29 protein-coding genes and 1 tRNA gene are annotated in these 25,026 nt (G+C 71.5%); 5 read left to right on the top strand and 25 right to left on the bottom strand.

All coding sequences use genetic code 11. The features are described from left to right. Nucleotides 1-174 precede the first annotated feature (174 nt). Nucleotides 175-264 (bottom strand) — tRNA-Ser (locus PBN85_RS01905). A gap of 162 nt (nt 265-426) precedes the next feature. Between PBN85_RS01905 and PBN85_RS01900 the strand changes: the two genes are divergently transcribed. After that, complete coding sequence (locus PBN85_RS01900; protein WP_271299973.1) at nt 427-1,158, top strand: DUF1134 domain-containing protein; 732 nt, start codon at nt 427-429, stop codon at nt 1,156-1,158. A gap of 10 nt (nt 1,159-1,168) precedes the next feature. On the opposite strand, the gene pyrC is transcribed toward PBN85_RS01900, so the two are convergent. Further along, nucleotides 1,169-2,206 (bottom strand): dihydroorotase, encoded by a 1,038-nt coding sequence (gene pyrC, locus PBN85_RS01895; RefSeq protein WP_271299972.1) that lies wholly within the window; start codon nt 2,204-2,206, stop codon nt 1,169-1,171. A 71-nt stretch (nt 2,207-2,277) separates the two neighbouring features. Between pyrC and ygfZ the strand changes: the two genes are divergently transcribed. Continuing rightward, nucleotides 2,278-3,006, top strand: a complete 729-nt coding sequence (gene ygfZ / locus PBN85_RS01890; protein ID WP_271299971.1) for a CAF17-like 4Fe-4S cluster assembly/insertion protein YgfZ — start codon at nt 2,278-2,280, stop codon at nt 3,004-3,006. On the opposite strand, the gene PBN85_RS01885 is transcribed toward ygfZ, so the two are convergent. From PBN85_RS01885 to PBN85_RS01795, 19 genes are all read right to left on the bottom strand, one after another. Continuing rightward, nucleotides 2,985-4,286: a UDP-glucose dehydrogenase family protein gene (locus tag PBN85_RS01885; protein ID WP_271299970.1), complete on the bottom strand. Its 1,302-nt coding sequence runs from the start codon at nt 4,284-4,286 to the stop codon at nt 2,985-2,987. The two genes, ygfZ and PBN85_RS01885, sit on opposite strands and share 22 nt — an antisense overlap. 174 nt (nt 4,287-4,460) lie before the next feature. Continuing rightward, the gene (locus tag PBN85_RS01880; protein ID WP_271299969.1) at nt 4,461-5,582 is read right to left on the bottom strand and encodes an OmpA family protein; all 1,122 of its coding nucleotides are present in this window, start codon (nt 5,580-5,582) and stop codon (nt 4,461-4,463) included. Nucleotides 5,583-5,696: 114 nt separating this feature from the next. Then, entirely contained in the window at nt 5,697-6,203 is a 507-nt protein-coding gene (locus tag PBN85_RS01875) for a DUF2793 domain-containing protein (protein ID WP_271299968.1), read from the bottom strand. Beyond that, on the bottom strand, nt 6,200-8,356 hold the full coding sequence (locus PBN85_RS01870; RefSeq protein ID WP_271299967.1) for a phage tail protein: 2,157 nt from the start codon (nt 8,354-8,356) through the stop codon (nt 6,200-6,202). The genes PBN85_RS01875 and PBN85_RS01870 overlap by 4 nt, the downstream gene beginning before the upstream one ends. Continuing rightward, nucleotides 8,356-8,757, bottom strand: a complete 402-nt coding sequence (locus PBN85_RS01865) for a peptidoglycan endopeptidase (RefSeq protein ID WP_271299966.1) — start codon at nt 8,755-8,757, stop codon at nt 8,356-8,358. The genes PBN85_RS01870 and PBN85_RS01865 overlap by 1 nt, the downstream gene beginning before the upstream one ends. Then, a complete protein-coding gene (locus tag PBN85_RS01860; protein ID WP_037535498.1) occupies nt 8,750-9,547 on the bottom strand; it encodes a DUF2163 domain-containing protein in 798 nt (265 codons plus the stop codon). Before PBN85_RS01860 ends, PBN85_RS01865 begins: the two co-directional genes overlap by 8 nt. After that, nucleotides 9,544-11,808 carry a DUF2460 domain-containing protein gene (locus PBN85_RS01855; RefSeq protein ID WP_271299965.1) on the bottom strand — a complete coding sequence of 755 codons (2,265 nt, stop codon included), beginning with the start codon at nt 11,806-11,808 and terminating at the stop codon, nt 9,544-9,546. The genes PBN85_RS01860 and PBN85_RS01855 overlap by 4 nt, the downstream gene beginning before the upstream one ends. A gap of 12 nt (nt 11,809-11,820) precedes the next feature. Continuing rightward, a complete protein-coding gene (locus PBN85_RS01850; RefSeq protein WP_271299964.1) occupies nt 11,821-12,426 on the bottom strand; it encodes a tail tape measure protein in 606 nt (201 codons plus the stop codon). Beyond that, nucleotides 12,419-12,619: a phage tail assembly chaperone gene (locus tag PBN85_RS01845; RefSeq protein ID WP_271299963.1), complete on the bottom strand. Its 201-nt coding sequence runs from the start codon at nt 12,617-12,619 to the stop codon at nt 12,419-12,421. The genes PBN85_RS01850 and PBN85_RS01845 overlap by 8 nt, the downstream gene beginning before the upstream one ends. Then, nucleotides 12,616-12,930 (bottom strand): gene transfer agent family protein, encoded by a 315-nt coding sequence (locus PBN85_RS01840; RefSeq protein WP_271299962.1) that lies wholly within the window; start codon nt 12,928-12,930, stop codon nt 12,616-12,618. The genes PBN85_RS01845 and PBN85_RS01840 overlap by 4 nt, the downstream gene beginning before the upstream one ends. Continuing rightward, complete coding sequence (locus PBN85_RS01835; RefSeq protein WP_271299961.1) at nt 12,927-13,334, bottom strand: phage major tail protein, TP901-1 family; 408 nt, start codon at nt 13,332-13,334, stop codon at nt 12,927-12,929. The genes PBN85_RS01840 and PBN85_RS01835 overlap by 4 nt, the downstream gene beginning before the upstream one ends. Before the next feature lie 133 nt (nt 13,335-13,467). Next, complete coding sequence (locus PBN85_RS01830; RefSeq protein ID WP_271299960.1) at nt 13,468-13,878, bottom strand: DUF3168 domain-containing protein; 411 nt, start codon at nt 13,876-13,878, stop codon at nt 13,468-13,470. Beyond that, nucleotides 13,875-14,348, bottom strand: coding sequence for a head-tail connector protein (locus tag PBN85_RS01825; RefSeq protein ID WP_271299959.1), 474 nt, complete (start codon nt 14,346-14,348; stop codon nt 13,875-13,877). The genes PBN85_RS01830 and PBN85_RS01825 overlap by 4 nt, the downstream gene beginning before the upstream one ends. A gap of 36 nt (nt 14,349-14,384) precedes the next feature. Continuing rightward, entirely contained in the window at nt 14,385-15,386 is a 1,002-nt protein-coding gene (locus tag PBN85_RS01820; protein ID WP_271300821.1) for a phage major capsid protein, read from the bottom strand. Between the two features lie 32 nt (nt 15,387-15,418). After that, complete coding sequence (locus PBN85_RS01815; RefSeq protein WP_271299958.1) at nt 15,419-15,790, bottom strand: HK97 family phage prohead protease; 372 nt, start codon at nt 15,788-15,790, stop codon at nt 15,419-15,421. Next, entirely contained in the window at nt 15,787-16,089 is a 303-nt protein-coding gene (locus tag PBN85_RS01810; protein ID WP_037535118.1) for a DUF6127 family protein, read from the bottom strand. The genes PBN85_RS01815 and PBN85_RS01810 overlap by 4 nt, the downstream gene beginning before the upstream one ends. Continuing rightward, the gene (locus tag PBN85_RS01805) at nt 16,086-17,189 is read right to left on the bottom strand and encodes a phage portal protein (RefSeq protein ID WP_271299957.1); all 1,104 of its coding nucleotides are present in this window, start codon (nt 17,187-17,189) and stop codon (nt 16,086-16,088) included. The genes PBN85_RS01810 and PBN85_RS01805 overlap by 4 nt, the downstream gene beginning before the upstream one ends. A gap of 131 nt (nt 17,190-17,320) precedes the next feature. Next, on the bottom strand, nt 17,321-18,640 hold the full coding sequence (locus PBN85_RS01800) for a DNA-packaging protein (protein ID WP_271299956.1): 1,320 nt from the start codon (nt 18,638-18,640) through the stop codon (nt 17,321-17,323). After that, a complete protein-coding gene (locus PBN85_RS01795; RefSeq protein ID WP_271299955.1) occupies nt 18,637-18,990 on the bottom strand; it encodes a hypothetical protein in 354 nt (117 codons plus the stop codon). Before PBN85_RS01795 ends, PBN85_RS01800 begins: the two co-directional genes overlap by 4 nt. Before the next feature lie 410 nt (nt 18,991-19,400). Here PBN85_RS01795 and PBN85_RS01790 point away from each other — a divergent pair, with 410 nt between their 5' ends. Continuing rightward, nucleotides 19,401-20,105, top strand: coding sequence for a PAS domain-containing protein (locus PBN85_RS01790; RefSeq protein WP_081793104.1), 705 nt, complete (start codon nt 19,401-19,403; stop codon nt 20,103-20,105). Here the strand turns inward: PBN85_RS01790 and PBN85_RS01785 are convergent, their stop codons facing one another. The 4 genes from PBN85_RS01785 to PBN85_RS01770 all read right to left on the bottom strand — a co-directional run bounded on the left by PBN85_RS01785 (nt 20,106) and on the right by PBN85_RS01770 (nt 22,145). Further along, the gene (locus PBN85_RS01785; protein WP_051583508.1) at nt 20,106-20,381 is read right to left on the bottom strand and encodes a hypothetical protein; all 276 of its coding nucleotides are present in this window, start codon (nt 20,379-20,381) and stop codon (nt 20,106-20,108) included. 55 nt (nt 20,382-20,436) lie between these two features. After that, a complete protein-coding gene (locus PBN85_RS01780; RefSeq protein ID WP_037535114.1) occupies nt 20,437-20,619 on the bottom strand; it encodes a hypothetical protein in 183 nt (60 codons plus the stop codon). A 63-nt stretch (nt 20,620-20,682) separates the two neighbouring features. Then, nucleotides 20,683-21,642: a diaminopimelate epimerase gene (dapF, locus tag PBN85_RS01775; protein WP_271300820.1), complete on the bottom strand. Its 960-nt coding sequence runs from the start codon at nt 21,640-21,642 to the stop codon at nt 20,683-20,685. A 74-nt stretch (nt 21,643-21,716) separates the two neighbouring features. Further along, entirely contained in the window at nt 21,717-22,145 is a 429-nt protein-coding gene (locus PBN85_RS01770; RefSeq protein ID WP_271299954.1) for a DUF6456 domain-containing protein, read from the bottom strand. 94 nt (nt 22,146-22,239) lie between these two features. Here PBN85_RS01770 and PBN85_RS01765 point away from each other — a divergent pair, with 94 nt between their 5' ends. Both PBN85_RS01765 and PBN85_RS01760 read left to right on the top strand, forming a co-directional pair. After that, nucleotides 22,240-22,803 (top strand): helix-turn-helix domain-containing protein, encoded by a 564-nt coding sequence (locus tag PBN85_RS01765; RefSeq protein WP_271299953.1) that lies wholly within the window; start codon nt 22,240-22,242, stop codon nt 22,801-22,803. A 146-nt stretch (nt 22,804-22,949) separates the two neighbouring features. Continuing rightward, the gene (locus tag PBN85_RS01760; RefSeq protein WP_271299952.1) at nt 22,950-24,794 is read left to right on the top strand and encodes an ABC-F family ATP-binding cassette domain-containing protein; all 1,845 of its coding nucleotides are present in this window, start codon (nt 22,950-22,952) and stop codon (nt 24,792-24,794) included. Nucleotides 24,795-25,026 lie beyond the last annotated feature (232 nt).

Here is a 25,026-nt window from a genome sequence, read left to right as displayed (position 1 = left end):
TGCGCGCAATCGCGGATGACGGCCGATGATCGACGCCATCCATTACGATCGAACGCGCGTCGGAACCGTCGGGCAAGGCGCATAGCCGCGCTCGCCCGGCCAGTTGCCAGAACATCCGAAGCTATGCGGCGACAGGCAGATGCTGCGGGGGACGCCATTCCGGCAGGAATGGGGTGGCGGAGACGGAGGGATTCGAACCCTCGGTACGGTTTCCCGTACGACGCTTTAGCAAAGCGTTGGTTTCAGCCACTCACCCACGTCTCCGGATGCGGCAGAGTGGGCGCTATAGCGAGGCGCGGCGGGCGGATCAACTGGGCGCGCGTGCACGGCCGGGCGTAATTTCGCGGCGATCCGCCAATCGTTCATTGCCCGGCAAGCGCGTCGATGGTTAACCCGTCCGCGGCGGTTTGGTCGCGGGGGATTGGCATGCGTAAATTGGGATATGCGATGACGGCGGCGGCGCTGCTCGCGGCGAGTGCGTCGGCGCAGGTGACGACGATCGATCCCAATCGCGCGATCGACGGCGATCTCGCCACTTCGGCACCGCCACGGACCGCGCCCCGCCCCGCCCCGCGCCCCGTCGAACCGGCGTCGCCGGCACCCGGCTTCGACGCCGCACCCTCCTCCACCCCGGTGCAGGAGCGCGGCCGCGTCGAGGCGGTCAATCGGGCGGCCGAGACCTATCATCGCGACGACCTGCTCGCCGCGGGCGAGGACGTGTTCGGCAAGGGCGCGGCGGGCCTCGCCGGGCTGCTCGAGAAGGTGCTCAAGGAACAGGGCGAACCCAATGCCTATATCGCCGGGCGCGAGGCGTCGGGCGCGTTCATCGTCGGCCTGCGCTACGGCTCGGGGATCATGAGCCACAAGGTCGAGGGACAGCAGCCGGTCTATTGGACCGGGCCGTCGATCGGCTTCGACGCCGGCGGCGACGCCAACAAGGTGTTCGTGCTCGTCTACAATCTCTACGACACCGCCGACCTGTTCCACCGTTTCCCGGCGGCGGAGGGGCGGCTGTATTTCGTCGGCGGGTTCGCCGCGACCTATCTGCGCCGCGGCAATATCGTGCTGATCCCGATCCGGCTCGGCGTCGGCTATCGTGCCGGCGTCAACGTCGGCTATATGAAGATCACCCGCAAGGCGCGCTGGCTCCCCTTCTGAGCGGCGCGGCCTATCGCTCGAGCCGCCAGCCGAGCGTCTCGCCCGCGTGGAACGGCACCACGGCGGTGTCGCCTGTGCCGATGTGCGCGGGCACGGCGACCGGTTCGCGCACCAGCGTCACCGTGCCCGTGTTGAGCGGCAGGCCGTAGAAGCGCGCGCCATGTTCGGCGGCAAAGCCCTCGAACCGGTCGATCGCGCCTTCCTCGTCGAACACCTGGAGATAGGTTTCGAGCGCATAGGGCGCGTTGAAGATGCCGGCGCAGCCGCAGCCCGATTCCTTCGCGCCGACGACGTGCGGCGCGCTGTCGGTGCCGAGGAAGAAGCGCGGGCTGCCGGACACCGCGGCACGGCGCACCGCCAGCCGGTGCGATTCGCGCTTGGCGACCGGCAGGCAGTAAGCATGCGGACGCAGCCCGCCGTCGAAGATCGCATTGCGGTTGATCACCAGATGCTGCGGCGTGATCGTCGCGGCGATCGGATGCGCCGCCTCGGCGACGAACGCCGCCGCCTCCGCCGTGGTGATATGTTCGAGGACGATCTTGAGCGCGGGATAATCGCGGATCAGCGGCGTCAGCACGCGATCGATGAACACCGCCTCGCGATCGAAGATGTCGATGCTGCGATCGGTCACCTCGCCGTGGATCAGCAGCGGCATGCCGATCCGCTGCAGCGTCTCAAGCACGTCGGTGAGCGCACGGATATCGGTGACGCCATGCGCCGAATTGGTCGTCACATGCGCAGGATAGAGTTTGCACGCGGCGAAGACGCCCTCGGCATAGCCGCGCGCGATCATCGCCGCATCGGCGTGATCGGTGAGGTAGCAGGTCATCAGCGGCGTGAAATCGGTCGCCCCGCCGAGCGCCGCGAGGATCCGCTCGCGATAGGCGATCGCCGCGGCCAGGTCGGTCACCGGCGGGGTCAGGTTGGGCATGATGATCGCGCGCGCGAACTGCCGCGCGGTATAGCGCGCGACCGCATCGAGCATCGCGCCGTCGCGCAGGTGGACGTGCCAGTCGTCGGGGCGGCGGATGGTCAGGCGGTCGGTCATTGCGCCTCCCTATCGGGCGTCCGGCCGCACCGCCAGCTTGATGACGCCCGCGGCGTCACTAGCTTAGCCGCATGCAAGCCACCACGCTCAGCGATCGCGCGCTCGTCCGTCTCGCCGGCCCCGATGTCCGCGGCTTCCTCCAGGGACTCGTCACCAACGACGTCGGCGGCGTGCTGCCGGTCTGGGCGGCGTTGCTCACGCCGCAGGGCAAGGCGCTGTTCGACTTCCTCGTCTGGGCGGATGGCGACGATCTGCTGCTCGACGTCGAGCGGGACGCCGCCGATGCGCTGATCCGCCGCCTGACGCTCTACCGGCTGCGGCGGCCGATCGTCATCGCGCGCGACGAGTCGCGCGCCGTCCATTGGGCGCCGGATGGTGCGGCGGGTGTCGCCGATCCGCGCCTCGCCGCGCTCGGTCGCCGCTGGCTGGCGCCCGCGGGCGAGCCGGCGCGCGGCTGGCGGGCGCATCGCCTGGCGCTCGGCGTGGTCGAAGGCGTCGCCGAGCTCGGCAATGGCGAGACGCTGTGGCTCGAATGCAATGCGCGCGAGCTCAACGGCGTCAGCTTCGCCAAGGGCTGCTATATCGGACAGGAGAATACGGCGCGGATGCACCATCGCGCCAAGGTCAACCGCCGCCTCGTCGTCGCGCCGCTCACCGCCGCCGGCGAGCGTACGCGCACGACCTACCCCGACCTCGGCCTGATGATCGAGCATCGCCGGGTCGAGGCGTTAGGCGATGCGCTGCGGCCAGACTGGCTGGCCGCGGCGCTCGCCTCCGATCAGCGGCCCACCGCGGTATAGGCGAAACCGGCGCCTTCCACCTCGTCGCGGCGGTAGACGTTGCGCAGGTCGACGAGCACCGGCGCGGCCATGATCGACGCCAGCTTGGGCAGGTCGAGCGCGCGGAACGCATCCCATTCGGTGACGATCACCACCGCGTCGGCGCCGGTCGCCGCCTCATAGGCATCCTTGCAGAAGGCCAGCTCGGGCATCATCCGCTCCGCCGCTTCCATCCCCTCGGGATCATAGGCCCGCACCGTCACGCCGGCATCGCTCAGCGCCTGCGCGATTGCGATCGACGGCGCGTCGCGCATGTCGTCGGTGTTGGGCTTGAAGGTCAGGCCGAGCAGCGCGACGGTCTTGCCCTTGGGCGCATCGCCGAGCGCGTGCAGCACCTTGCGGCCCATCGCGCGCTTGCGGCTGTCGTTCACCTTGACCACCGCCTCGACGATATGGACCGGGCTCTCGAAATCCTCGGCGGTCTTGAGCAGCGCCAGCGTGTCCTTGGGGAAGCACGAGCCGCCATAGCCGGGGCCGGCATGGAGGAACTTGGCGCCGATGCGATTGTCGAGACCGATGCCGCGGCTGACGTCCTGGACGTTGGCGCCGACCGCCTCGCACAGATCGGCGATCTCGTTGATGAAGGTGATCTTGGTCGCGAGGAAGGCGTTGGCCGCATATTTGATCAGCTCGGACGTCCGCCGTCCGGTGAACAGGATCGGCGATTCGTTGAGGTAGAGCGGGCGATAGACGCCGCGCATCACCTTGCGCGCGGCCTCGTCGTCGGTACCGATGACGATCCGGTCGGGGCGCTTGAAGTCGCCGATCGCGGCGCCCTCGCGCAGGAATTCCGGATTGGAGACGACCGCAACGTCGATCTCCGGCCGCTTCTCGCGCAGGATCGCCTCGACCTTGTCGCCGGTGCCGACGGGCACGGTCGATTTGGTGACGACGACGGTCGGCCCGGTCACTGCCGCGGCGATTTCCTCGGTGGCGGCGAAGACATAGCTGAGGTCGGCATGGCCGTCGCCGCGCCGCGACGGCGTGCCGACCGCGATGAAGATCGCATCCGCGCCCGCGACCGAGGCGGCAAGATCGGTGGTGAAGGTCAGCCGACCCGCGGCGACGTTGGTCGCGACGAGCGATTCGAGCCCCGGCTCGTAGATCGGCATGCGCCCGGCCTTGAGCGCGGCGATCTTGCCCTCGTCCTTGTCGACGCAGATCACGTCATGACCGAAATCGGCGAAACAGGCCCCGGACACCAGGCCGACATAGCCCGAACCGATCATCGTGATACGCATCGATATCCTCTTGGCGGATGAGATTGTGGCACCGTCTCTAACCAAACGCGGCGCGATTGCCAGCCTCGGGCAACCGCCGCCGCGACGCACGTCCCATCGCGGGATGCGCGCAACAAAAAGGGAGGCCGGCTCGCGCCGACCTCCCGATCTGTAGTCCTACGAAAGGAGCTGGTCTTACTGACCGGCGCCCGGGCCGTAGGTGACTTCCACGCGACGGTTCTGCACTTCGCGAACGCCGTCGGCGGTGTCGACGCGCGGGCGGCTCTCGCCGAACGCTTCCGTCGAGATGACACCGGCGGGGATGGCGTGCGACGTCATGTACGCCTTCACCGAGTCCGCGCGGCGCTGCGACAGGCCGACGTTGTACTTGGCCGAACCCGACTTGTCGGTGTGACCCGCCAGCATGACCTGCGCGTTGCCGCAGCTCTGGTACTGGCTGATGGCGTTGTCGAGGATCGACGCGGCCTCGGGGGTGACGTCCGACTTGTCCCACTCGAAGAACACGATGAACGGACCAGGCGAGCAGACCGGAGCCTGAGCGACCGGCTCGGGAGCCGGCGGCGGGGGCGGGGGCGGCGGGGGCGGCGGCGGCGGCGGCGGCGGCGGGGTCGGCGTACCGAAGTTGTACGTCACGCCACCGAGGATGCTGTGCGACCGGAAACGACCGTCGAACTGACGGTTGGTCACGTCGACCAGCTTGACGTTGTCGGCGTTGAAGAAGCGATACTTCAGCGTCGCGTCGATGTGGTCGGTCAGCGGAGCGCGGACGCCGGCGAGACCCTGCCACGCGAACACGGTGTCCGAATCGTCGACGAAGTTGCCGCGGGTGTTGAGCCCGTAGTTCGCCTTGACGCGAGCGACGCCGACACCGCCGCCGACGAAGCCCTGGATGCCGTCATCGTCACCGAAGTCGAGCAGGCCGTTCAGCATGAAGCTGAGCGCCGAGGTCTTGCCGCCGGCATAGTCGTACGAACCGGCAGCCGCGTTGCCCAGGCCAGCGGCGGTGTACGCCGGGGTGGTCAGCGTCGAGCTGTAGCCGTCGACGGTCGCCGAACGGTAGCCGACTTCGGTTTCGACGCGGAATGCACCGAAATCGTAGCCGATCACGCCATCGACGTCGTAGCCGTAGTTGTGGTCGACGGTAGCAGCGCGCGAGACGGCGCCGATGTCATAGTTGATGTCTTCGACGATCATCGCGCCGCCTTCGACGCCAACGTACCACGACTTGTCGCGGGCGAGGGCGGGAGTGGCGAGCGCGGTGGATGCCAGTGCCAGTACGACGGCAAGCTTCCGCATAGAAGTCCCCTTTCTTGAGTGTCACTACGGACAGGGCAAACTCACTATCCGAGGGTTGGTTTCCACGCAAGAATGCAAAAGCCGGGACCTGTTGCAGGAATCCCACACTCATTTTCACCGCGCGATCAGACCGTGCTGTCGCAAAGCACTGAGAATCCTAGTCAAAACCTCCCGAGCCACGTCATCCACGATGGTTCCGCCGACAGGGTCGTCGATCGCCGCGCCGCGCGCGCCGACGACGGTTTCCCCGCCGATCACCAGCCGACCGGCATAGACGTCGCCATCGTGCCACGCGCCATCGTGGTAAACAATCGGTTGATGGGTCGAAGCGTTCCATGCGGCATAGCCCTCGGCGGGCCGGACGAACCGCCAGCCGTCGCCGGTCCATCCGGCCAGCGCCTGCGCCTGCCCCGCCCAGACCCCCTCGGGCGCCGCTCCGACGATCCAGCACTGGCCGGGCCGCGGATCGGCGGGCGGAACGTTGCCGCCGGCGCCGGCCACCACCGGCTGGACGAGCATGTCGAGCCGCGCCAGCGCCTCGTTGTGCGTCAGCTCCTTGCCCGCCTGGCCGGGCGCGAGGAAGGGCAAGGCCAGCCGGGCGCTCTGGTCGATGGTGGTCATGCCGTGTCTCCCACGATGATCGTCAATGGTGTCGAGACGGCGAGCGTCCCCAGCTGGACGACCGTGACGCTCGTCCCGGCCGGCGGCCGCGCCGCAGCGGTGAAGCGATAGGCGGGCGCGTCGGTGACGGCCGCCTGCGGTCCTGCCGATGTCGTCCAGGCGAGGCGATAGCCTTCGCTCTCCTCGCCGAGCGGCACGTCGACGCCGTCGCGCCAGCTCCATCCGGCACGACTGCGACGGACCCAGCGCACGGTCATGCCGCCGTCCGCCTCGACGGTGACGGAGCCGAGCACCGGCGCGGGAGGCGCGACCGAGGCGCCGGTGATCGTCACCGCCGTCTCCACCGGCGCCACATCGCCGACGCCGCTCGCCAGCAGCCGCAGCCGCCGGCCGATCGCCGCCGCCGGCAGCGCGATCGCGGTGATCGCGTCGGGCTCGATCAGCACGAATCGCTCGCCGGTACGATGCGTCGCGATCGCCGCCTCGCTGCCGCGCACGCCGCGCATCAGGTCGGTCAGCCGCCAGCGCCCGCCGCCGAGCGGCGTCGCGGTCGCGAACTGGATCAGTTCGTCGCCGACCAGCGCGAGATTGCCGCCCTGCCCGCGCATCACCGCATCGGCATCGCCCAGCATCATGTCGTCGCGCAGCAGCGTGACCACCACCGCGCTCTGCCGGTCGGCCAGCCGGCCGGATGCCGCCGCGGCGGGCGGCACGTCGACCGTGCCGATCATCCCCGGCGCCGCGCTCGCCGGCGCCGCGCTCCAGCTCGCGCCCTCGTCGAGGCTGTAGAGCAACGTCGCCTGTCGCCAGCCCGGCCCGCTGCCGCACGCCACGACGCTCAGCCGCGGCAGCGTCAGCGGTGCCTCGCCGAGCTCGGGCAGCTCCGCCGCCACCAGCGTCGTGCGCCCGATCGGCAGATCGGCCGCCGGCAGGCAGGCGCCGCTGCTCGCCGCGCCGGCCACCGGCACCGTGCCGATCGGCAGCAGCGTCAACGTCGTCAGCACGCCCGAGATGCTGCTGCTCGCCACCCGCCAGCGCCCCGCCTCGCCATCGAGTGCGACGATCGCGCCCGGCGCGATGCCGAGTCCCTCCCGGCCGAGCGCGACCTGCCGCCGCGTCCGTTCGATCTCGCCCCGCGCGAGCAGCGCCGCCGCGACGCCCTTCGCCGCGGTCGCGTCGATCACCGCGGGCAATTCGACGCGATCGATCCGCTCGCCCGGTCCCGGCCGCCGCATGCGCTGCACGCCGACCTGATAGTCGCGCGCCGGGTCGTGATGCGCCACCGCCACCTCGCGCGGCACGCTGGCGAGCGCGGCGACCGTTCTGCGCCGCCGCGGCGTCCGCCCGCCCGCCGCCAGCCCCGCGTCGGCGATCGGCACCGCCGCACCCGTGTCGGTCTGCCGCACCAGCCGCGCGCCGTCGCTGCGCCACCAGCCGCCGTCGAGCAGCGCCAGCGTCTCGAGCACACCGCGCACGTTCGCCCCCGCCGCGGCGAAGCCGTCGAGCGGCAGCCCGCCCTGCGCCGTCACCTCGGGCGAGATCGTCGCGGCGATCGTCCCGCTCGGCACCGCCGCCGCATCGGCGACCACCTCGAAGGTCAGCGACGGGATGCGGTTGCCGAAATCGGCGAGCGGCAAGCCCTCGAACACCGCATAGGCGATACCGCGATAGGCGGGCGTCGCCCCCATCGCCGCGGCGATCAGCGGATCGACCGGCTGGTCCTCGCTGCCGGGATGCAACCGGAAGCCCGTCTGCGTCTTCCAGTCGCCCGCCGCGCCGCGCAGGAGTCTGCCCTCCGCCCAGATCCGCCGCACCGCGACGATCGGCCGCGCCGACAGCGCCACCGCGAAGCTCGCGCTGTAGCTGTAGGTGTTGGTCGCCGGCCGCCCCTTGCTGCCGCGCTGGCTGTTGCGGGTCTCGATCAGGTCGGTCGACCAGATCACCGTTCCCGCGACGCGCATCGTCCCGAACAATTGCGGCAGCGGCGTGCCGTAGCTCGACGTCTGCACCGACAGGTCGGCGAGCCGCGGCCCCTCGCGCGCGGCGTGGCGGAACAGCCGCGCATCGATCGCCTGGCCGAGGATCGCGCCGACCGCGCCGCCGATCGGCCCGCCCAACGCTCGCCCGACCGTGCTCAGCACCAAGGTCGCCATCACCCTTCCCCCTCGTACCGCCAGGCGCCGAGCAACGGCCAGTCCGGCCGGCCCGGTCGCTCGACCACGCGGCGCAGGGCCGCATCGGCATGGACGATGCCGCCCGCGACCCGCACCGCACCGTGCAGCTGCGCCGGCCCGCTCGCGAACAGCAGCACGTCCCCCGTCGCCGCGCCGTCGCCGCGCGCCAGCACCCTGTCGAACCGCGCCGCGACCTGCGCCGGATCGCCACCGCGCAGCGGATAGCCGCTCGGCACCGTGCCCCGCCAACCCGCGCCGCGCAGCGCCGCCGCGATCACGCCGATACAGTCGAGCCCGTGCGCGGGATCGCGGCCATGCAGGCGGAAGCGTACCCCGACCAGCGCCCGCGCCGCCGCCGCGACCGCCACGCCCCTAGCCACCGGAATAGCGCGTCAGCAGGTCCATGCCCGGCAGATGCGGCTCGCCCCGGAAGTTCGCCGCATTGGCGAAACGCCCGGCGCAGGTCGCGAAGCGCTTGTCGCATCCCTCGCCCAGCTCGACGAGCACGCCTTCGCCGACCGCAAAGACCGGTGGCGCGCGCAGCGTCACCGTCGATCCCGCCGAGGCGTCGATCGCCTGCACCAGCCCGCCGTTCGCGCCGCCGAACCAGCGCAGCACGCCGCCGGCATAGGCTCCCGCGACCGGCTCCGCCGCGTCGAGCGTCACCACCCGCTCGGCGATCGCGACCACCCGGGCGAACCGGCGCCGCGCCGCCATCGCGACGCGGCAACGCCGGTCGCCCAGTTCGGCGCGGCAGGCGGCGGAGGTCTCCTCGACCACCGCACGGTCGAGCGCCGCGCTCGCGCCGGCGAGTTCGGCGGTGAAGCCGTCCTCGCCCAGCTCGACCGCGCCGATCCGCCCGGCGCCCAGCGGCGCGACGATCGCGCCCATCTCCCAGTCGACCGCGAACAGCCGCACCCATGCGCCGTCCCAGCGCCCGGCGAGCAGGTCCGCCTCGCCGATCGCCGCGCTGGTCAGGCTGCCGCGCACGTCCATCGTATCCGCCTCGAGCCCGGCATGGCGCTCGATCGCCGAGGGCGTCATGCCCGGCGCGGCGCGATAGGTCATGCCGTCGATCGTCAGGTCGCGGTCATGCGTGGTCAGCCCGATCGCGATCCCGTCGCGCCGCTCGATCCGCCAGCAATAGGCGATGCAGGACAGCGCGCTCACGTCCGCACCTCGATCAACGGCACCGACACCGCCTCACCGGCGAGGAAGGTCGTGCGGCTGACGCGCAGATGATCCTCGGCGAAGCGCACGACGACGTCGAAGACGAAGCTCGCCGTCACGCGCGTACCCGCTGCCGGAGCGGTGTCGAACAGCAGCATGCCGTCCGCCACCAGGCTGAACGCCTGCGTCGCCACCCCGTCAATCGCGACGCGGACGCTGCCCTCGACCGGCCGGACGATCCGCCGTACCGCCGCGCCATAATGGCGGACGAGCGCGAACTGCCGCCTGACGCCGTCGCCGCTGCCGAGCGGCTCGTCCTGCCCCTCGGCATCGAACGGATCGCGCAGGCGAAAGGCGCGCGCCGGCCCCATCCGCGCCCGGAAGAAGGCGAGCAGGACGGCGATGTCCGCCTCGCTGCGCACCCCCGGCCCGACGTCGTAACTGGTGCGCGCTTCCGCCCAGGCGGCGTTGCGCTGCTCGGCGCCGCCCGCCGCGGTCAGGATCGTCGTCGAAAATGCCGGCGTCACCGCCGCCTCGCGGCCGAGTGCGATCGGAAAGAGGATATCGTCGTAATCCTGCATCGCATCCTCCCCTTCGAAATGGACGAAGCCGTCGCGCATCACCTGCGGCAGCGCCCACAGGGTCACGGCCGCGGCGCCGCGCGCCCGCGCCGCTTGGGCCGCCGCCTCGATGCGTGGCCAATGCGCCGCCGCCTGCGCGGCCTCGGCGACGAAGCCGGCGAAATATTGCTGCTCTGCCGGTGGATAGCCGAGCCGCGCCTGCGCCACCGCGACGCCGCGCGCGGTCAGCGCGCCGTCGCCGGCGGTGACCCAGTCGTAATCTTCGAGCTGCAACACGTCGAAGGCCGGCGCCGCCCAGCCGACCGGCAAGGCGGCACGCGCCCAGTCCGGCGCCGCACCGTCGAGCACCGTCGGCAGATAGGCGAGCAGATAGGTGCGACAGCCCGGAAACGCGCCCCGCACCTGCGCGACCAGCGCCGAGGTCGACGCCGCCAGCGCCGCCCCCGCGCGATCGAGCGTCGCGCGCTGCACCGCGTCGAGCGGCGCCCGCACCGAACGAATCGCGACCGGCGCGAAGGCCGCCACCGCCGCCGCGTCGTACAGGCACGGCCGCCCGTCCGCCATCAGCCACCACCACGGCTCGCCGACCTGGAAGTGCGGCGCCAGCCCCGCCGCGACGCCGAGTCCGACGAACGCCGTCGCCACCTGGTGCAGGTAACGCATCGCCCCGTCATGCGCCGGCGACAGCAGCGCCGACGGCGGCGTCCAGCCGGTCCGCGCCGGCGTCCCGTCCGCGGCGCGCTGCTTCCAGTCGTTCCAGCAATGCGCGTCGAGCAGTTCGTAGCTCAGCGACCAGATCAGCGCATAGCCGAGCCGCTGCGCCCGCTCGGCGAAGTCGCGATGCCAGGCGGCGCAGGCGGCATTGATCACCCCGCCGCGCAGGCTGACGTACAGCCCGGCGCCGAGCGGTTCGAGCCGGAAATAATGGCTCATCCCGACATAATGCGTGATCGCACCGCGATAGCCGAGATGCAGCGCATTGCGCAGCAGCCGGGCCGGGGTGAGGTGATAGCTGTCGTCATACCCGCTGGCGACGGCGAAGCCGTGTTCGGGCACGACCACGTCGCCGAGCCCGATCACCGCACCCGGCCCGTCGCAGGCGATGTCGCTCAGCTCGACCCAGCCCTCCGCCGCCGCGGGCAGCAGGGCATCGCTGCCGTCATAACCGGGCGGCACCATCGATACGAACAGCCGGTCGATATCGCCCGCCCATACCGGCCGCGCATCGTCGGGCAGCCGGAACCCGCCGGCGAGATCGGCGAAGTCGAGCGTCACCGCCGCATCCTCGGGCGTACCCGTGGCATAATTCCACAGCCGCACGTACCAGGTCGCCGCCTGCCCCGCCGCGTCGCGCCCCTCGATCGTCAGCGTCGGCCCGTTGACCGCGTCGAGCGGCAGGATTCCCTGCGACCGCCAGCGGAAGCGGAACCGGCAGCCGCGAAAGTCGCGCTCCGTCGCATAGCGCAGCAAGGGGTGATCGAAGCGGTCCTCCGCCGCCCAGATCAGCCCGGCGAGGTCGCCGCGCGTCTGGAACACCAGATCGACGCGCAGCGCATCCGCCGCCGGATTGGTCACCGCCGCCATCATCGGCCGCGGGAAGTCGACCGTCCAGAAGCGCGCGTCGAAGCGCGAGAGGACGGCGTCCGCCGCCGGCGGCGTCGCACACAGCCAGAATGCCATCCGCCTACCCCCTCATTCGCTCAGCGCCGCACGCACCGCGCGCGCCACCTGCCGGCTCGATCGTTCCATCGCCGCCGGCGCCTCGCCCGGCGCGGTCTGGACGTGGATCGTCACGCGGACGTCGCGCGGCGCCGCCGCGGCCGGCTCGATCCGTCCGCTCGCGGTCGGCACGAACATTTCGGGACCGCGCTCGCCGACGATATAGCCGCGCCCCGCCGTCACCGGCCCGCCGGTCGCCCGCCCCGGCCAGCCGCGCTGCAGGAGCGATCCCAACACATCGGGACCGCCGTTGCCGAAACACCCGCCGGCATCGCCGCCCGCCGGCGCCCTGCCACTGCCACCGCCACCGCCAGCGCCACCGAACAGCGCGCCGACGCCGGCGTGCAGCGCCGCCTTGGCGATCTGTGCCATCGCCGCCAGCGCGACGCCCTTCAATTCCTCGAAGCCGAAGCTGCCGCTGCGCGCCGCATGCAGCAGCGCCGCCTCGATCGTCCGCCCGACCCGCTGCGCCCCCGCGCCGAGACTATCCTCGAGCGTGCTCCGCATCGCCTCGACGTCGCGCGCGAACCCCGTCGTGTCGGCGCGCACGCCGATCATCATCCGCTCCACCTCATCCATCCGGATGTGCCTCCTGCAAGGCGGCGATCGTCGCGGCGTCGGGCGGCGTCGCCGCCCCGCCGCCGTCCCGCATCGCCGCGACCAGTGCCGCGAGTTCGGCCGGCGTGGCGCGCCAGAAGGCGTCGGGGCTCCACCCCAGGATCGCCCCCGCCGCACCCGCCAGCCGCACCGCCGCCGCCGTAAAACCGCTCATCGCCCCGCCAAAATCTGGTGGAGCAGGTGGCGCAGCACCGGCGTCAGTTGGGCGAGCCCGAGCGCGACCAGCGACTCGCCCAGCGTCTCGCGCGTCATCCCCGCCGGCGGCTCGCGCAGGCAATGCCAGAACAGGGCGACCAGCTCGCCGATCGCCAGCTTGCCGTCAGCGGCGCGGGTGACGAGGTCGAACAGCGAGCCCAGCTCCTGCTCCGCCGCGACCAACGCCTGGAACGACGGCCGCAGCACCAGCTCGCATCCATCGACCCGCACGGCGCATTCGCCGCGCGCCGGATTGGCCGCCGCGCTCATGCCGCCACCACCGGGCCGGAGCTTTCGAGGCTCAGCGTATAGGATCGCTCGCCGTTGAAATCGCCGGCATAGTCGAGCTTGGTGACGAGGAAGCGGCCGGTCATGCTGTCGCCGCCCTCGAAGCTCAGCCGGTAATCGTCGATCGTCCCGGCGAGTGCATTGGCTCTGATCCGCGCCTCGCCCGCCGATCCGGTGAACACGCCCGCGCCCGAGACGCTGACGCTGCGCACCCCGGCGCCCGACAGCAACTGCCGCCAGCCGCCCGAATCCTTGTTGGTGATCACCACCGTCTCGCCGTTGACGCTCATCTGCGTCGTCCGCAGCCCGGCCACCGTCGCGAACGCCGGCGCCGCCGCGCCGTCGCCGATCTTGAGCAGAAAGGCACTGCCCCGTTCCACCGCCATCGTACGTCTCCTGGTTGAATAGAAAGAGCGGCGCCTGCCCGCTCCCCCGCCCCGCCTCCCATCGGCATCATGACTGGGAGGCGGGGCGGGGGAGCGGGCAGGCGCCGCGGAACGCGCTTCTGCGCGGTCCCGATCAGTTGATCCGGAACATCCGCACCGCGAACAGGCAGGTCGCGGTCCATTGCTCGCCCCGCTCGGAGCGGACGTCGCCGCGCACCTCCTTGCCGTGGACGATGCGGCTGCGGGTCAGCGTCAGCGCGGCGAGCCGCCAGCCCGCGCCGAGATCGGGCGGGATCGCCGCCATCGCCGTCTCGACCTGCTCGACCAGCATGCGCAGCCGGTCGGGCTGTTCGCCGCTGTCGGTGCAGGTGACGCCGATCGTGCCGATCCGCCCGCTCACGCCCACCGCATCCGCCGCGGCGAGCACCGCGTCGTCGAGCACGACGCGCGGCAGCGAGGCGCGCAGCGGCGGCGCGGTGAACACCCGCATCCGCCGCGACAGCTGCGCCAGCGCCGCCGCCTGCAACACCGCCGCCGCGCTCACCGCTGCACCGCCGTCGCCAGCCGCAGCCGCCGGTACGGCCGCCACAGGGCCGCCACCGCGGCGGGCGGCTCGCCGCGCCCGTCGCGATGCTCGAACAGATGCGCGGCGAGCAGCACCACGCCCTGCGCGATCGGCGCGGGCACCGTCGCCCAGTCCGCCGCCAGCCCTGCCGTATAGGACACCGTCCCCGTCGCCGCGGCGCGCACCCAGCCGATCCCGCCACGATCGATGTCGAGCGCGACGCCGTCGACCGGCGCCACGATCGCCCGCACCGGCGCCTCGTCGAGCAATTGCCAGTCGGGCGAGGCGACGACCGGCTGATCGAACCTCCGCTCGATCAGCCGCTGCCCGCAGAATGCCTCGGCCAGCGCCAGTGCCGCCGCGGCGGCGCGCACCAGCACCCCGTCCGCCGCCGCCATCCGCAGATAGTCCGCCGCCGCCGCCGCGACGGCGGTGATCGCCGCTTCCATATGCCCCCCTCCCCTGTCATCCCGCTGCGGCCGCGCTCAGGCGGCGGCGAATTTCATCAGCTTGATCGCCTCGCTGTCGGCGACGCAGCCGCCGATCCGCTTGGTCGCGTAGAAGCTGACGAACGGCTTGTTCGAATAGGGATCGCGCAGGATCGTCGTCTCGCCGCGCTCGGCGATCAGATAGCCCGCGGTGAAATTGCCGAAGGCGATCGCCGCGGCGTTGGCGGCGATATCCGGCATGTCCTCCGCCTCGATCACCGGATAGCCGAGCAGGCTCGCCGGCCGCCCGTCGGCCAGCCCCGGCTGCCACAGCGGATGGCCGTCGCCGCTCTTGATCTTGCGGATGCGCGCGAGCGTGCTCGCATTCATCACCCAGCAGGCCCCCTGCCGATAGGGCGCGCGCAGGCTCTGCATCAGGTCGATCAGCCGCTCGTCCGCCGCGCCGGCGAAATCGCCCGCCGCGCCCGACGGCAGATATTGCAACGTGCCGAGCGGGCGCGCGCCATCCCTGGCGGTCGACACCGGCTGCGTCAGGAAACCGCGCGGGCGATTGTCGCCACTGCCGGCGACGAACGCCGCACCCTCCGCCCGCGCGAATTCGGCGGCGATCTCGCCCGCCAGCCACAGCTCGACGTCGAACGCCGCATCGTCGAGCATCGCCTGGCTCGCCGAGGGATTGGCGTACAGCTCGCCCATCGGCGGCGCGAGTTCGGTGAACACCGGCGTCGCGCTCTCCGGCCGCGGCCCGGTCTCGCTCGCCCAGCCCGACGGCGTGCCGCCGCTGGTGATGAGCTTGCGATAACCCGCCGATCCCACCGTCACCACCTTGGCGATCGCGCGGATGGGGGATGCCTGGGTCAGCACCCGCGCGATCTCGGCATCGATCTCGCGCGGCACGGCATAGCCGCCCGCTTCGTCGCTCACCGAGGTGAAGGCCTTGGTTTCCAATATCGTGCCCTGCCGCACGAAGCCTTCGAAAGCCCCGTCCGCCGGCGCCACGCGTGCGCCGTCCAACGCCGGCCGATCGACCACGTCCATCGTCATTCTCCCTCCAGAAACCCTGTGCCGGGTCAGCCGACCCGATCGATCCGCGCCCCCGGCTGCATCGGCACCGCGACGAGGCTGACCTCGGCGAGCGCGACGCGCAGCAGTTCGCGCCGCGCACCCTGCGCGATGCGCAGCGGCCGGTAGCCGACCGACAGCCCGTCGACCGCCTGCGCCCGCACCAGAGCGGCAAGCCGGGCATCGTCGATCTCGCCCGCGATGCGCAGCCCGCGCGCATCCTCGCCGATCGCCGCGATCCGGCCGATCGGCGCACCGCGATGCTGCCAGAGCAGCGGCACGCGCTCCGGCCGCGCGAAGGCGCCGGCGCGGATCACGTCGCCGGCACGATCGGCGCGATCGAACAGCGCCGCATAGCCGGCGAAGCGCAGCGCGCTCATTCGAGCCACGTCCGCCAGCCGAGCTTGACCGCGAAGCCGGCGAGCAGCAGCGCCCCCGCCAGCCGCATCAGCCAGCCGGCGAGCGCCTTCCACGCCGATCGTTTGGCGTCGCGCCACGTCGCCAGCAATTCGCGCAGCGCGGCGAGATCGTCGCGCGCCTCCTCATCGGCGAGGCCGAGCCGCTTCAACGCGCGCATCGCCGACAATTCGCCCGCCTCCTCGGCGATCGCGCGCATCGTCGCGAGATTGCTGCCCTCGCGTGCCGCCTGCGCCATCAGTTGCGCCAGAACCTCGCTCATCGTTCCACTCCCACCAATTTGCGTTTCTCGTCGTCGGTCAGGAAGCTCGCCGCGCTGACGCTCGCCCACAGCCGCTCGCGGTCCTCGCTCAGCGCCGGCACGCGATCGAGGTCGACGCGCAGGCGCGCGTCCGCGAACCAGCCGGCGAGGCCCTGCGCCAGGCCCGCGAGGATCGTCTCGGCGAGCGGCAGCACGGTCAGCCGCCACAGAGCGCGATTGGCCTCGCGGTAATTGGCATAGGTCGCGTCCCCGGGCAGGCCGAGCAGCATCGGCGGCACGCCGAAGGCGAGCGCGATCTCGCGCGCCGCCGCCGCCTTGAGGCCGACGAAGTCCATGTCCGCCGGGCTCAGCGACAGCGGCTGCCAGCGCAGTCCGCCCTCGAGCAGCATCGGCCGCCCGGCATTGCCCGCACCGCCGAAGCCCGCCTCCATCTCGCTGCGCAGCCGCGCGAACTGGTCGGGCGACAGCGCCGCGCCATCCTGCGGATCATAGACCAGGGCGCCCGACGGCCGCGCCGCATTGTCGAGCAGCGCCTTGTTCCAGCGTGCCGCGGCATTGTGCACCGCCACCGCGCCCGCCGCCGCGCCGAGGCAGCCCATGCCGTAATGATCGTCGGTCGGGTTATAGCCGCGCAGATGCACCACCGCCGGCCGCGGACCCTCGGCATCGAGCCGCGTCCGCCGTTCGCCGACGCGATAGACGTACGCCGTCGGCCAGCCCGCCGCGTCGAGCTCGGCGGTGACCCGCTCGGGCCGCAAGGCGTAGAGCGCGGCGACCTCGCCCTCGCCATCGCGCAGCAGCTGGACATAGGCATTGCCGTGCAGCAGCATCTGCGCGGCGACGCTCTCCAGCAGCGCCTGGCCGCCGGTCCGCGCCTGGACGAGCGCGGCGAGCGCCGGCGCGCTGGCGACGACCGGCGCCGCCGCGACGCTTTCCGCGACCAGCTTGACCGCGCGCTGCGCGATCGCATTGCCGCCATAGCCGTCGCGCACCTGCGCCTCATAGGAGCGCGGCCAGTCGCCGACCGACACCCCCGTCGCCGCCCGCGACAGCGCCGGCCGCGCGCCCTCGCGCGCCGGCTTGCGTCCGAACAACCGCATGATCGTCTCCCGCCATCGATAGGAGCGCAAGCGTCGTCGAGCGACGCGCGCGTAAAACGTCCGTGCTCCTGCAAAGGCAGGAGCCCAGGGTCACACGGACAAGCCTGCGTCGGTCTGCCCGCGCCCGCGTGCTACAATCCCCGCACCCCCGCCTGCGCGCGCCGACCGAGCATCAGCTCGCTCAGCGCCCACACCAGCGCATCGGCGCGATCCGGCGACCGGCCCGGCCCATGATAGCCGCCGCCCGCGACGAGCCCGCACAGCTCGTCCTCAAGCGCGGGGAAGCGCCCGCCATGCTTGACCCGCCCGCGTTCGTACAACGTCGCGACCGGCTCGGCCCGCGCCACCTTGCCGCGGCTGGCATGGACCAGCACCACCGGCAGCGTCACGTCGGCGGCGAGCAGCACCGATCGCACCATCGCCCCGCCCTGATTGGCCTCCGCCACCACCCGGTCGGCGCGATGCCGCGCCGCGCACTCCGCCGCCGCCCGCGCCCATTCCTCCGGCGTCCGCGCGACGAGGCTCGCATCCTCCAGCACATAGCCGATGCCGGCATCGTCGCGTCCGACCGCGACGATGCCGCAGGCGTCGCCCGGTATGCCGTCGCCGCCCGCCGGCGGATCGATGCCGACGACGGTGCGGACCAGCGCCGACGGCGGTTCCGCCCGGCACGCCTCGATCCCGCCGCGCGTCCACAAGGCGCCGCCGAGATCCTCGATCAACTCGCCGTCGAGCTCCTGCCGGCCGAGTGCGGTGCCGCCATAGGCCTCTTCGACCTGTGCGACGAAGCGCGCCGGCAGGTACGGATTGTCGCGCGTCGCGCCCCGCGTCTCGATCAGCCCGCGGGTGCGCAGCAGGCGCTTCATCAACGCCGTCGGCTGCGGCGTCGTCGTCACCACCACGCGCGGTGCCGGTCCGCGCCGCATCCCCATCATCAGATTGTCCCATGCGGCATCGCCGCGCCGCCACTTCGCCAGTTCGTCGCACCAGGCCGCGCTATGTTCGGGGCCGCGCAGCTGATCGGGCGCATCCGCCGAATAGACGCGCGCCAGCGCGCCGCTCGGCCAGCGCAATTCGCCGTGGCTGATCCGATAGCTCGGCACCTGCTGCGTCTTGGCGACCGCGCGCAGGCCGCTCGGCCCGTCGATCATCACCCGCCGCACCTCCGCCGCGGTCGCGCCGACCAGCGCGATACGCGCCGCCGGATCGCGCGCCACCGCGCTGACCCATTCGGCCCCGGCGCGCGTCTTGCCGAAGCCGCGCCCGGCACGGATCAGCCAGATCCGCCAATCGCCGTCGGGCGCCACCTGCCCGGCGCGCGCCCAGCCGCCCTGCCAGCGTTCGGCCAGTTCGCGCGTCGCCGCGGCCGGCAGCGACCCGATCACCCACCGCCGCTCCGCTTCCGGCAGAGCGGCGAGCGCCGCGACCATATCCCCCGCGGCCCCGCTCATGCCGCATCGCCCTGCCGCGACCGCCCGGCGACCTTGGCGAGCCGGTCGAGGATCAGCGCATCGGTCTCCTCGCGCGTCGCCACCGCCGGCGCTGCATCGCCCGCCGGGGCGCGGCGCCCCGCCAGCACCAGCCGCATCGCGGCATCGCGATCGAAGCCGCCGTCACCGTGGAGGATCGCCGCGATCATCTGCGTTTCGACGAGCAGCCGCGCGGCCTCGGTCGCCGCCCGCCAGCCGCGGGCGAAGCCGTCGTCGTCACGCAGCCGGCGATATGCCTGCGTCACGTCCACCGCCGCCGCCTCGGCCGCCGCCGCGGCATCCTGCCCCGCGGCGATCCGGTCGAGAAACATCGACGTCCGTGTCGGCGTCCACCGCTGCCGACCGCCCGCCGCCCTGCCTCGCGCCATCGCCCGCCTCCCGCTCCGCAAACGAAAGGCAGCGGCGCCGGACGGTGTCGCCCATGCCGCGGCCCCGCCCGCAATTCCTCATCGTTCCTGTTTTGTACTCAAACAGCGTGACGATGTCAAGCTTTTTGTACCAGATAGGTTTTGTCGGATTACGACCTATTGTGAACGCTCACAATCTCTGATCGACCTGTCCAACTAATTGTGTCACAATCGGTTTCATTGCAGATACAGGCGGAGAGGACGGCCAACGGCACGCGCGGGCGGATCGGTGCGGGCGACGGTCAGCTTTCCGGCGGGAACGGCAGAGACGGCATGACGCACGATCATAACCGATTAAACCGAAACGATTTTTTATGAGGATGGCGTTGGGACCCGCGGCGCACGGCCTGATCCGCTCGGATCTGACCGTCGTCGACATCGACTCGGCCTATGAGTCGATCCTCAGCCTGCCGCGTGGCGCGATTATCGGTCACAGCGTCCTCGACACGCTCGCCGCCGCCGATCGCCCCGCCGGCGAACGCCAGCTCCGCCATATCCTCGACAGCGGCGAGGCGCGATTCTTCACCCATCGCCATGCGCGGGCCGACGGCAGCATCCTGTGGGTCAACCTCCACGTCTCGCGGATCGGTGCACAGGGTGACTGGCAATTGGCGGTGACCTGCCAGCCGTTGCGTGAACCCGACGTCTCGCCGTCGGCGGTCGAGGCGCAATGGCGGATGGCGCGGATGCTGCTGACCGCGATCGGCCACGGCAAGCGCGCCTTCGGCCAGGCGCTGATGGGCAATCCCGCCACCGAGATCATGCTCAGCGCCTATGTCGCGGAGGCGGAGGCCCGCGCGATCAACGGCGGCGAGATCGCGCGGCGGATCACCGTCGACTGGCTGCTCGCGCGCCGCTGGCTGCTCGCGCTCGGCAATGCCGGTTTCATCGAGCTCGAACGCCCCGGGCCGATCACCGACGATACGCCGATCCGCCTCAGCCCGCAGGCGCTGGCGATGCTGGAGACGATCTTCGGTTCGCTGCTCTCGGTCGCCCAGGGCATGCCCGTCGAGGCGTGATCAGCGCGCCTTGCGCCGGCGCAGCGCCAGCCGCATCCGCGCCAGCCAGCTCCGCGGCAGCGGCGGCCGCAGCGGTGCGATCAATGGCTCGAACTCATGCGGCTCGAACGGCACATGCGCCAGGTCGAGCATCAATCCGGTCACATCCTTCGACAGTGTCGCGTGATTCTCGGCGTCATAGGTCGCGCGCAGCGCCTGGCCGAGCGGTTGCAGCTTCGCCTCCTGCCGAAGGCGCGATGGGTCCCGTCCGTTACTGCCGTCGTCGCCGCCATCCATGATTGCCGCCCTCGTCCGCATCCTTGAACGACTGGCGCGGGCAAGGGTTCATCGGTCAATCGGCCGCATCGTCCTCGCTGCCCGCGTCCGCCGTCGGCTCGCCGCCGCCGTAGCAGCGATCGAGATAGTGGTTGGCGATGATATAGTGGGCCCGCACCGCTTCGGGATGGGTCGCGCGCTGGGCCAGTTCCAGTTCGGTTTCCGCCCGTGCGTAGAAGTAGTTCGTGTCGTCGCGCATGTCCGTCGCTTTCCGGCGATACCGCGTATCGCAATTCCTATAACGTTTCGGCGCCCTGCCGGATCAACGGCTCGCCGCATCGGCGAGCCTGGCCCAGGCGGCGATCTCGGCGTCGCAATGCGCCGCGACCGTCAGGTCGCCCGCCCGCGCCTGCGCCGTGTCGACGCTGACCGAGCCGCGCCATTCCCAGGTCGCATTGCCCGACAGGCTGACCATCGCATCCCGCGCCACCTGCGCCCGCACCAGTCCGCCCTTGTTGAACACGGTGATCGCCGCGTCATACGCCAGCCGCCCGGTCAGACAGGCGGCGAAGGCCGAGGCGGCCATCGCGCTGCCGCAACTGTCGGTCAGCCCGACGCCGCGTTCGAACGTCCGCACGAACAGCGCCTGCCGATCCGCGTCGGCGTCGCGCAGTTCGACGAACGAGACATTGGCGCGGTTGGGCAGCCAGTCGGGCGCCGCTTCGCAGCTTTCGCCGATCGCGACCAGCTCCGCCTCGTCGATCCGGTCGACGAAGGCGACGAGATGCGGATTGGGCATCGCCACCGCGGTGAAGTGCCGGTCCGAGCCGAGCGGCGCCACCGGCGCATCGACGATCCGCCCGCCCGCGCCGTGCAGCGGCCAGGCGGCGGCGTCGAGATCCGCCGGCCCCGCCGTCTCGCGTATCGTATAGACGTCGGGCGCCAGCGCCGCGTCGCGCGCCACCGTCGCGCGCGAGGTCTTGAGCTGCACCGTCGCCCGATCGATGCCCAGCGCCTCGAACCCCATGCGTGCGACGCAGCGCAGCCCGTTGAGGCATGTCTCCGCCTCGCTGCCGTCGGAGTTGAGCATCGTCATCGCGAAGTCCGCGCCGTCGCCGGCGTCGCGGAACAGCAGCAGCCCGTCGCCGCCGACCGGCCCGCGCCGATCGGCGAGCGCCCGCGCCACCGCCGCCCATTCCGCCGCCGGCAGGGCGATGCCGCGCGCGTCGATCAGCGGAAAGTCGTTGCCCGATCCATGGCATTTGACGAAGTCGAAGCGCACCACATCCATTCCCGCTGCGACCCTGCGGGCCGCTTATGTTCTCTCTGGCGGCGCCGTTACACCCGCCGGGCCGCTCACGGCAAACGATAATGATCCGCCAGCCGGTCGAGCGCGAGCGTCAGCACCAGCCGCCCGGCGCGCGCCGGCCAGCCGAGCGCCTTTTCGGCGGCGGGCAGCCCTTCGCCCGCGCAGATCACCCGCCACGCGACGTCGGCGAGTCCCCGCCCCGCCGCCGCCAGCGCCGCATCGAACCGGCGCTTGGCGGCGATCTGCGCGGAGGTCGGGTCGAGTCCCTCGCCGCCGCCGTCAACGCGATCCGCCCAGCGCATCGTCACCCGCGGTCCGAGCGCCGCCGTCTCATAATCGCCGCGCAACCGCTCCCCCGCCTCGAACTGCCGCGCATCGACCAGCCCGCGCGCGCGCAGCCAGCCGAGCGGCGATTCGGCGACGTTCACCGTGACGTGACGCCCGCTCGCCAGCACCTGATCGACCAGATCCCGCATCCTGTCCTCCTATTGCCGAGTCGCCGGTCTCTTGCCACAACGTCAGCTTTGTAGGACAGGTGAATAACCACATCGGTTAAAAAAGGGGCGTTCGATGATCACCGCCATCCGGGAAGTCCGCCGTGCCAAGGGCATGACGCTCGATGCGGTCGCACGGGCCTGCATCCCGCCGACCACGGCCCAGACGATCGGCCGGCTCGAGACGGGAACGCGCACCGTCTCGGTCGCCTGGCTCAACCGCATCGCCGCCGCGCTCGGCGTCGCGCCCGCCGATCTCGTCACTCTGCCCGATCGCGCCACCCTGCCCGTCGCCGCGACGCTCGACGCCGACGGTGCGCATGCGCCGCGCCAGTCGCTCACCCTGGTGCCGCCCGAGCCGTCCGCGGGCAGCGTCGCGATCTCGGTCGACGGCAGCGTCGGCGACTATCGCGCCGGCGACGCGATCTGGTGCGAGCTGCGCACGCCCGACCGGTTCGGCGAGGCGCTCAACCGCGACGTGCTCGTCCCTGTCGCCGCCGGCCGCTTCCTCTTCGCCCGCCTGATCGGCCGCGACGGCGACGCCCTGCTCCTTCTACCCCTCACCCCCAACGCCCGCCCGACCGCGATCCCCTCGCCCCCCTGGCTGGCGCAGGCCGCCCGCCTGATCCGCGCGCTGTGACGATTCGGCAGCAGCGCCGTGCGCGCTGAGCGTGTCGAAGCGCCGACGGCCGTGACGGAAAGGCCGGGGGCGGTTCCGTTCCCGACCGCACGCCGATCGGCCCGCACCGCTTTAGCTGCAACGCAACATCTGCTACAGCGCGCGCCATGCTCAACCTCAACGGCATCACCGTGCGCCTCGGCGGCCGCACGATCCTCGACGGCGCGACCGCGGCGCTGCCGCCGGGCAGTCGCGTCGGCCTGATCGGCCGCAACGGCGCCGGCAAGTCGACGCTGGTCCGCGTCATCGCCGGCATGCTCGAACCCGACGACGGCACCGCCGACATGCCCAAGGGCGCGCGGCTCGGCTATATCGCGCAGGAAGCGCCGTCGGGCACCGCGACGCCGTTCGAGACGGTGCTCGCCGCCGATACCGAGCGCGCCGCGCTGATGATCGAATCGGAGACGAGCGAGGACCCCGACCGGCTCGGCGACGTCTACGAGCGGCTGATCGCGATCGACGCCTATACCGCGCCGATGCGCGCCGCGCAGATCCTGCTCGGCCTCGGCTTCGACGAAGAGATGCAGCAGCGCCCGCTCGACAGCTTCTCGGGCGGCTGGAAGATGCGCGTCGCGCTCGCCGCGCTGCTGTTCTCTCAGCCCGACCTGTTGCTGCTCGACGAACCGTCCAACCACCTCGACCTCGAAGCGGTGATGTGGCTGGAGGACTTCCTCGTCGGCTACAAGGCGACGATCGTCGTGGTCAGCCACGAGCGCGACTTCCTCAACAATGTCGTGGATCACATCCTCCACCTGCAGAACGGCAAGATCACGCTCTACGCCGGCGGCTACGACAGTTTCGAGCGGCAGCGCGCCGAACGGATGGCGCAGCTCGCCGCCGCCAAGGCCAATCAGGATGCGCAGCGCGCCAAGCTGCAGGATTATGTCGCGCGCAACTCGGCGCGCGCCTCGACCGCCAAACAGGCGCAGAGCCGGCAGAAGATGCTCGCCAAGATGCAGCCGATCGCCGAGCTCGCCAACGATCCGACGCTGTCGTTCGACTTCCCCGATCCCAGCGAGCTGCGCCCGCCGCTGATCACGCTCGACATGGCGAGCGTCGGCTATGCCGAGACACCGATCCTCAAGCGGCTCAACATGCGGCTCGATCCTGACGACCGCGTCGCGCTGCTGGGGCGCAATGGCAACGGCAAGACCACGCTCGCCCGCCTGCTCGCCGCGCAGCTGGCGCCGATGGACGGCGCGATGAACGCGAGCGGCAAGATGAAGGTCGGCTATTTCACCCAATATCAGGTGGAGGAGCTCGACGCCGACGATACGCCGCTCGAACATATGACGCGGATCATGAAGGGCGCCAGCCCGGCCGCGGTGCGCGCGCAGCTCGGCCGCTTCGGCTTTTCCGGCGACAAGGCGGTCGGCAAGGTCGGCCGGATGTCGGGCGGCGAGAAGGCGCGGCTCGCGCTGGCGCTGATCACCCGCGACGCACCGCACATGCTCATCCTCGACGAGCCGACCAACCACCTCGACGTCGATGCGCGCGAGGCGCTGATCCAGGCGCTCAACTCCTACACCGGCGCGGTCGTGCTGGTCAGCCACGATCGCCACATGCTTGAGATGACCGCCGACCGGCTGGTGCTGGTCGACGGCGGCACCGCGCGCGAATTCGACGGCAGCCTCGACGATTACATCGCCTTCGTGCTCGCCGGCGACAAGCAGGACGAGCCCAAGGCGAAAAAGGGCAAGGCCAAGCCGTTCGACCGCGACGCCGACAAGGCCCGCCGAAAGACGATCCGCGACTGCGAGGCGGAGATCGCCCGCCTCACCACCGACCGCAACGCGATCGACCGCGCGATGTTCGATCCCAAGACCGCCGAGCCCAAATTCGCCAAACTGGCGATGAGCGAGCTGATGAAGCGTCGCGCCGACGTGCAGGCGCAGATCGAGGCGGCGGAAGCGACGTGGCTGGAGGCGACCGAGGCGCTGGAGGCGGCGTGAGGGGGCACGACGGGCGTTAAGGCTGCGACAGCTCCCGGCGATCGCTGACGGCGCGATCGTTGCGTTCATCCGGGTGTGGCAGCGCGGCCGGAGACCCTGCTAGGCCGTGACGAAAGCCGGCGTCGCTTGCCCAAGCACCCGTGTTCCTGCGCATGCAGGAACCCAGGGTCAAGCAGAGTAACGGCGTGTAATCTCTGCGACCCTGGGCTCCTGCGTCCGCAGGAGTCCAGGA

This window comes from Sphingomonas sp. CV7422 (assembly GCF_027945725.1).
GTDB classification, from domain to species: domain Bacteria; phylum Pseudomonadota; class Alphaproteobacteria; order Sphingomonadales; family Sphingomonadaceae; genus Sphingomonas; species Sphingomonas kyungheensis.
The sequence above is the reverse complement of the archived record's forward strand: the minus strand, read 5'-3'. Positions and strand labels throughout refer to the sequence as shown.

Coding starts and splice junctions, on each gene's coding strand:
- PBN85_RS01760 (WP_271299952.1), top strand. CDS start 22,950: ATGCTCAACCTCAACGGCATCACCGTGCGCCTCGGCGGCCGCACGATC.
- PBN85_RS01840 (WP_271299962.1), bottom strand. CDS start 12,930: ATGAGCGCGGCGGCCAATCCGGCGCGCGGCGAATGCGCCGTGCGGGTC.
- PBN85_RS01805 (WP_271299957.1), bottom strand. CDS start 17,189: ATGCGGTTGTTCGGACGCAAGCCGGCGCGCGAGGGCGCGCGGCCGGCG.
- PBN85_RS01900 (WP_271299973.1), top strand. CDS start 427: ATGCGTAAATTGGGATATGCGATGACGGCGGCGGCGCTGCTCGCGGCG.
- PBN85_RS01770 (WP_271299954.1), bottom strand. CDS start 22,145: ATGCGGGATCTGGTCGATCAGGTGCTGGCGAGCGGGCGTCACGTCACG.
- PBN85_RS01875 (WP_271299968.1), bottom strand. CDS start 6,203: ATGACCACCATCGACCAGAGCGCCCGGCTGGCCTTGCCCTTCCTCGCG.
- PBN85_RS01810 (WP_037535118.1), bottom strand. CDS start 16,089: ATGAGCGAGGTTCTGGCGCAACTGATGGCGCAGGCGGCACGCGAGGGC.
- PBN85_RS01850 (WP_271299964.1), bottom strand. CDS start 12,426: ATGGATGAGGTGGAGCGGATGATGATCGGCGTGCGCGCCGACACGACG.
- pyrC (WP_271299972.1), bottom strand. CDS start 2,206: ATGACCGACCGCCTGACCATCCGCCGCCCCGACGACTGGCACGTCCAC.
- PBN85_RS01795 (WP_271299955.1), bottom strand. CDS start 18,990: ATGTTTCTCGACCGGATCGCCGCGGGGCAGGATGCCGCGGCGGCGGCC.
- PBN85_RS01845 (WP_271299963.1), bottom strand. CDS start 12,619: ATGAGCGGTTTTACGGCGGCGGCGGTGCGGCTGGCGGGTGCGGCGGGG.
- PBN85_RS01765 (WP_271299953.1), top strand. CDS start 22,240: ATGATCACCGCCATCCGGGAAGTCCGCCGTGCCAAGGGCATGACGCTC.
- PBN85_RS01855 (WP_271299965.1), bottom strand. CDS start 11,808: ATGGCATTCTGGCTGTGTGCGACGCCGCCGGCGGCGGACGCCGTCCTC.
- PBN85_RS01880 (WP_271299969.1), bottom strand. CDS start 5,582: ATGCGGAAGCTTGCCGTCGTACTGGCACTGGCATCCACCGCGCTCGCC.
- PBN85_RS01780 (WP_037535114.1), bottom strand. CDS start 20,619: ATGCGCGACGACACGAACTACTTCTACGCACGGGCGGAAACCGAACTG.
- PBN85_RS01870 (WP_271299967.1), bottom strand. CDS start 8,356: ATGGCGACCTTGGTGCTGAGCACGGTCGGGCGAGCGTTGGGCGGGCCG.
- PBN85_RS01825 (WP_271299959.1), bottom strand. CDS start 14,348: ATGGAAGCGGCGATCACCGCCGTCGCGGCGGCGGCGGCGGACTATCTG.
- PBN85_RS01885 (WP_271299970.1), bottom strand. CDS start 4,286: ATGCGTATCACGATGATCGGTTCGGGCTATGTCGGCCTGGTGTCCGGG.
- PBN85_RS01800 (WP_271299956.1), bottom strand. CDS start 18,640: ATGAGCGGGGCCGCGGGGGATATGGTCGCGGCGCTCGCCGCTCTGCCG.
- PBN85_RS01815 (WP_271299958.1), bottom strand. CDS start 15,790: ATGAGCGCGCTGCGCTTCGCCGGCTATGCGGCGCTGTTCGATCGCGCC.
- PBN85_RS01785 (WP_051583508.1), bottom strand. CDS start 20,381: ATGGATGGCGGCGACGACGGCAGTAACGGACGGGACCCATCGCGCCTT.
- PBN85_RS01835 (WP_271299961.1), bottom strand. CDS start 13,334: ATGGCGGTGGAACGGGGCAGTGCCTTTCTGCTCAAGATCGGCGACGGC.
- PBN85_RS01820 (WP_271300821.1), bottom strand. CDS start 15,386: ATGGACGTGGTCGATCGGCCGGCGTTGGACGGCGCACGCGTGGCGCCG.
- ygfZ (WP_271299971.1), top strand. CDS start 2,278: ATGCAAGCCACCACGCTCAGCGATCGCGCGCTCGTCCGTCTCGCCGGC.
- PBN85_RS01790 (WP_081793104.1), top strand. CDS start 19,401: ATGAGGATGGCGTTGGGACCCGCGGCGCACGGCCTGATCCGCTCGGAT.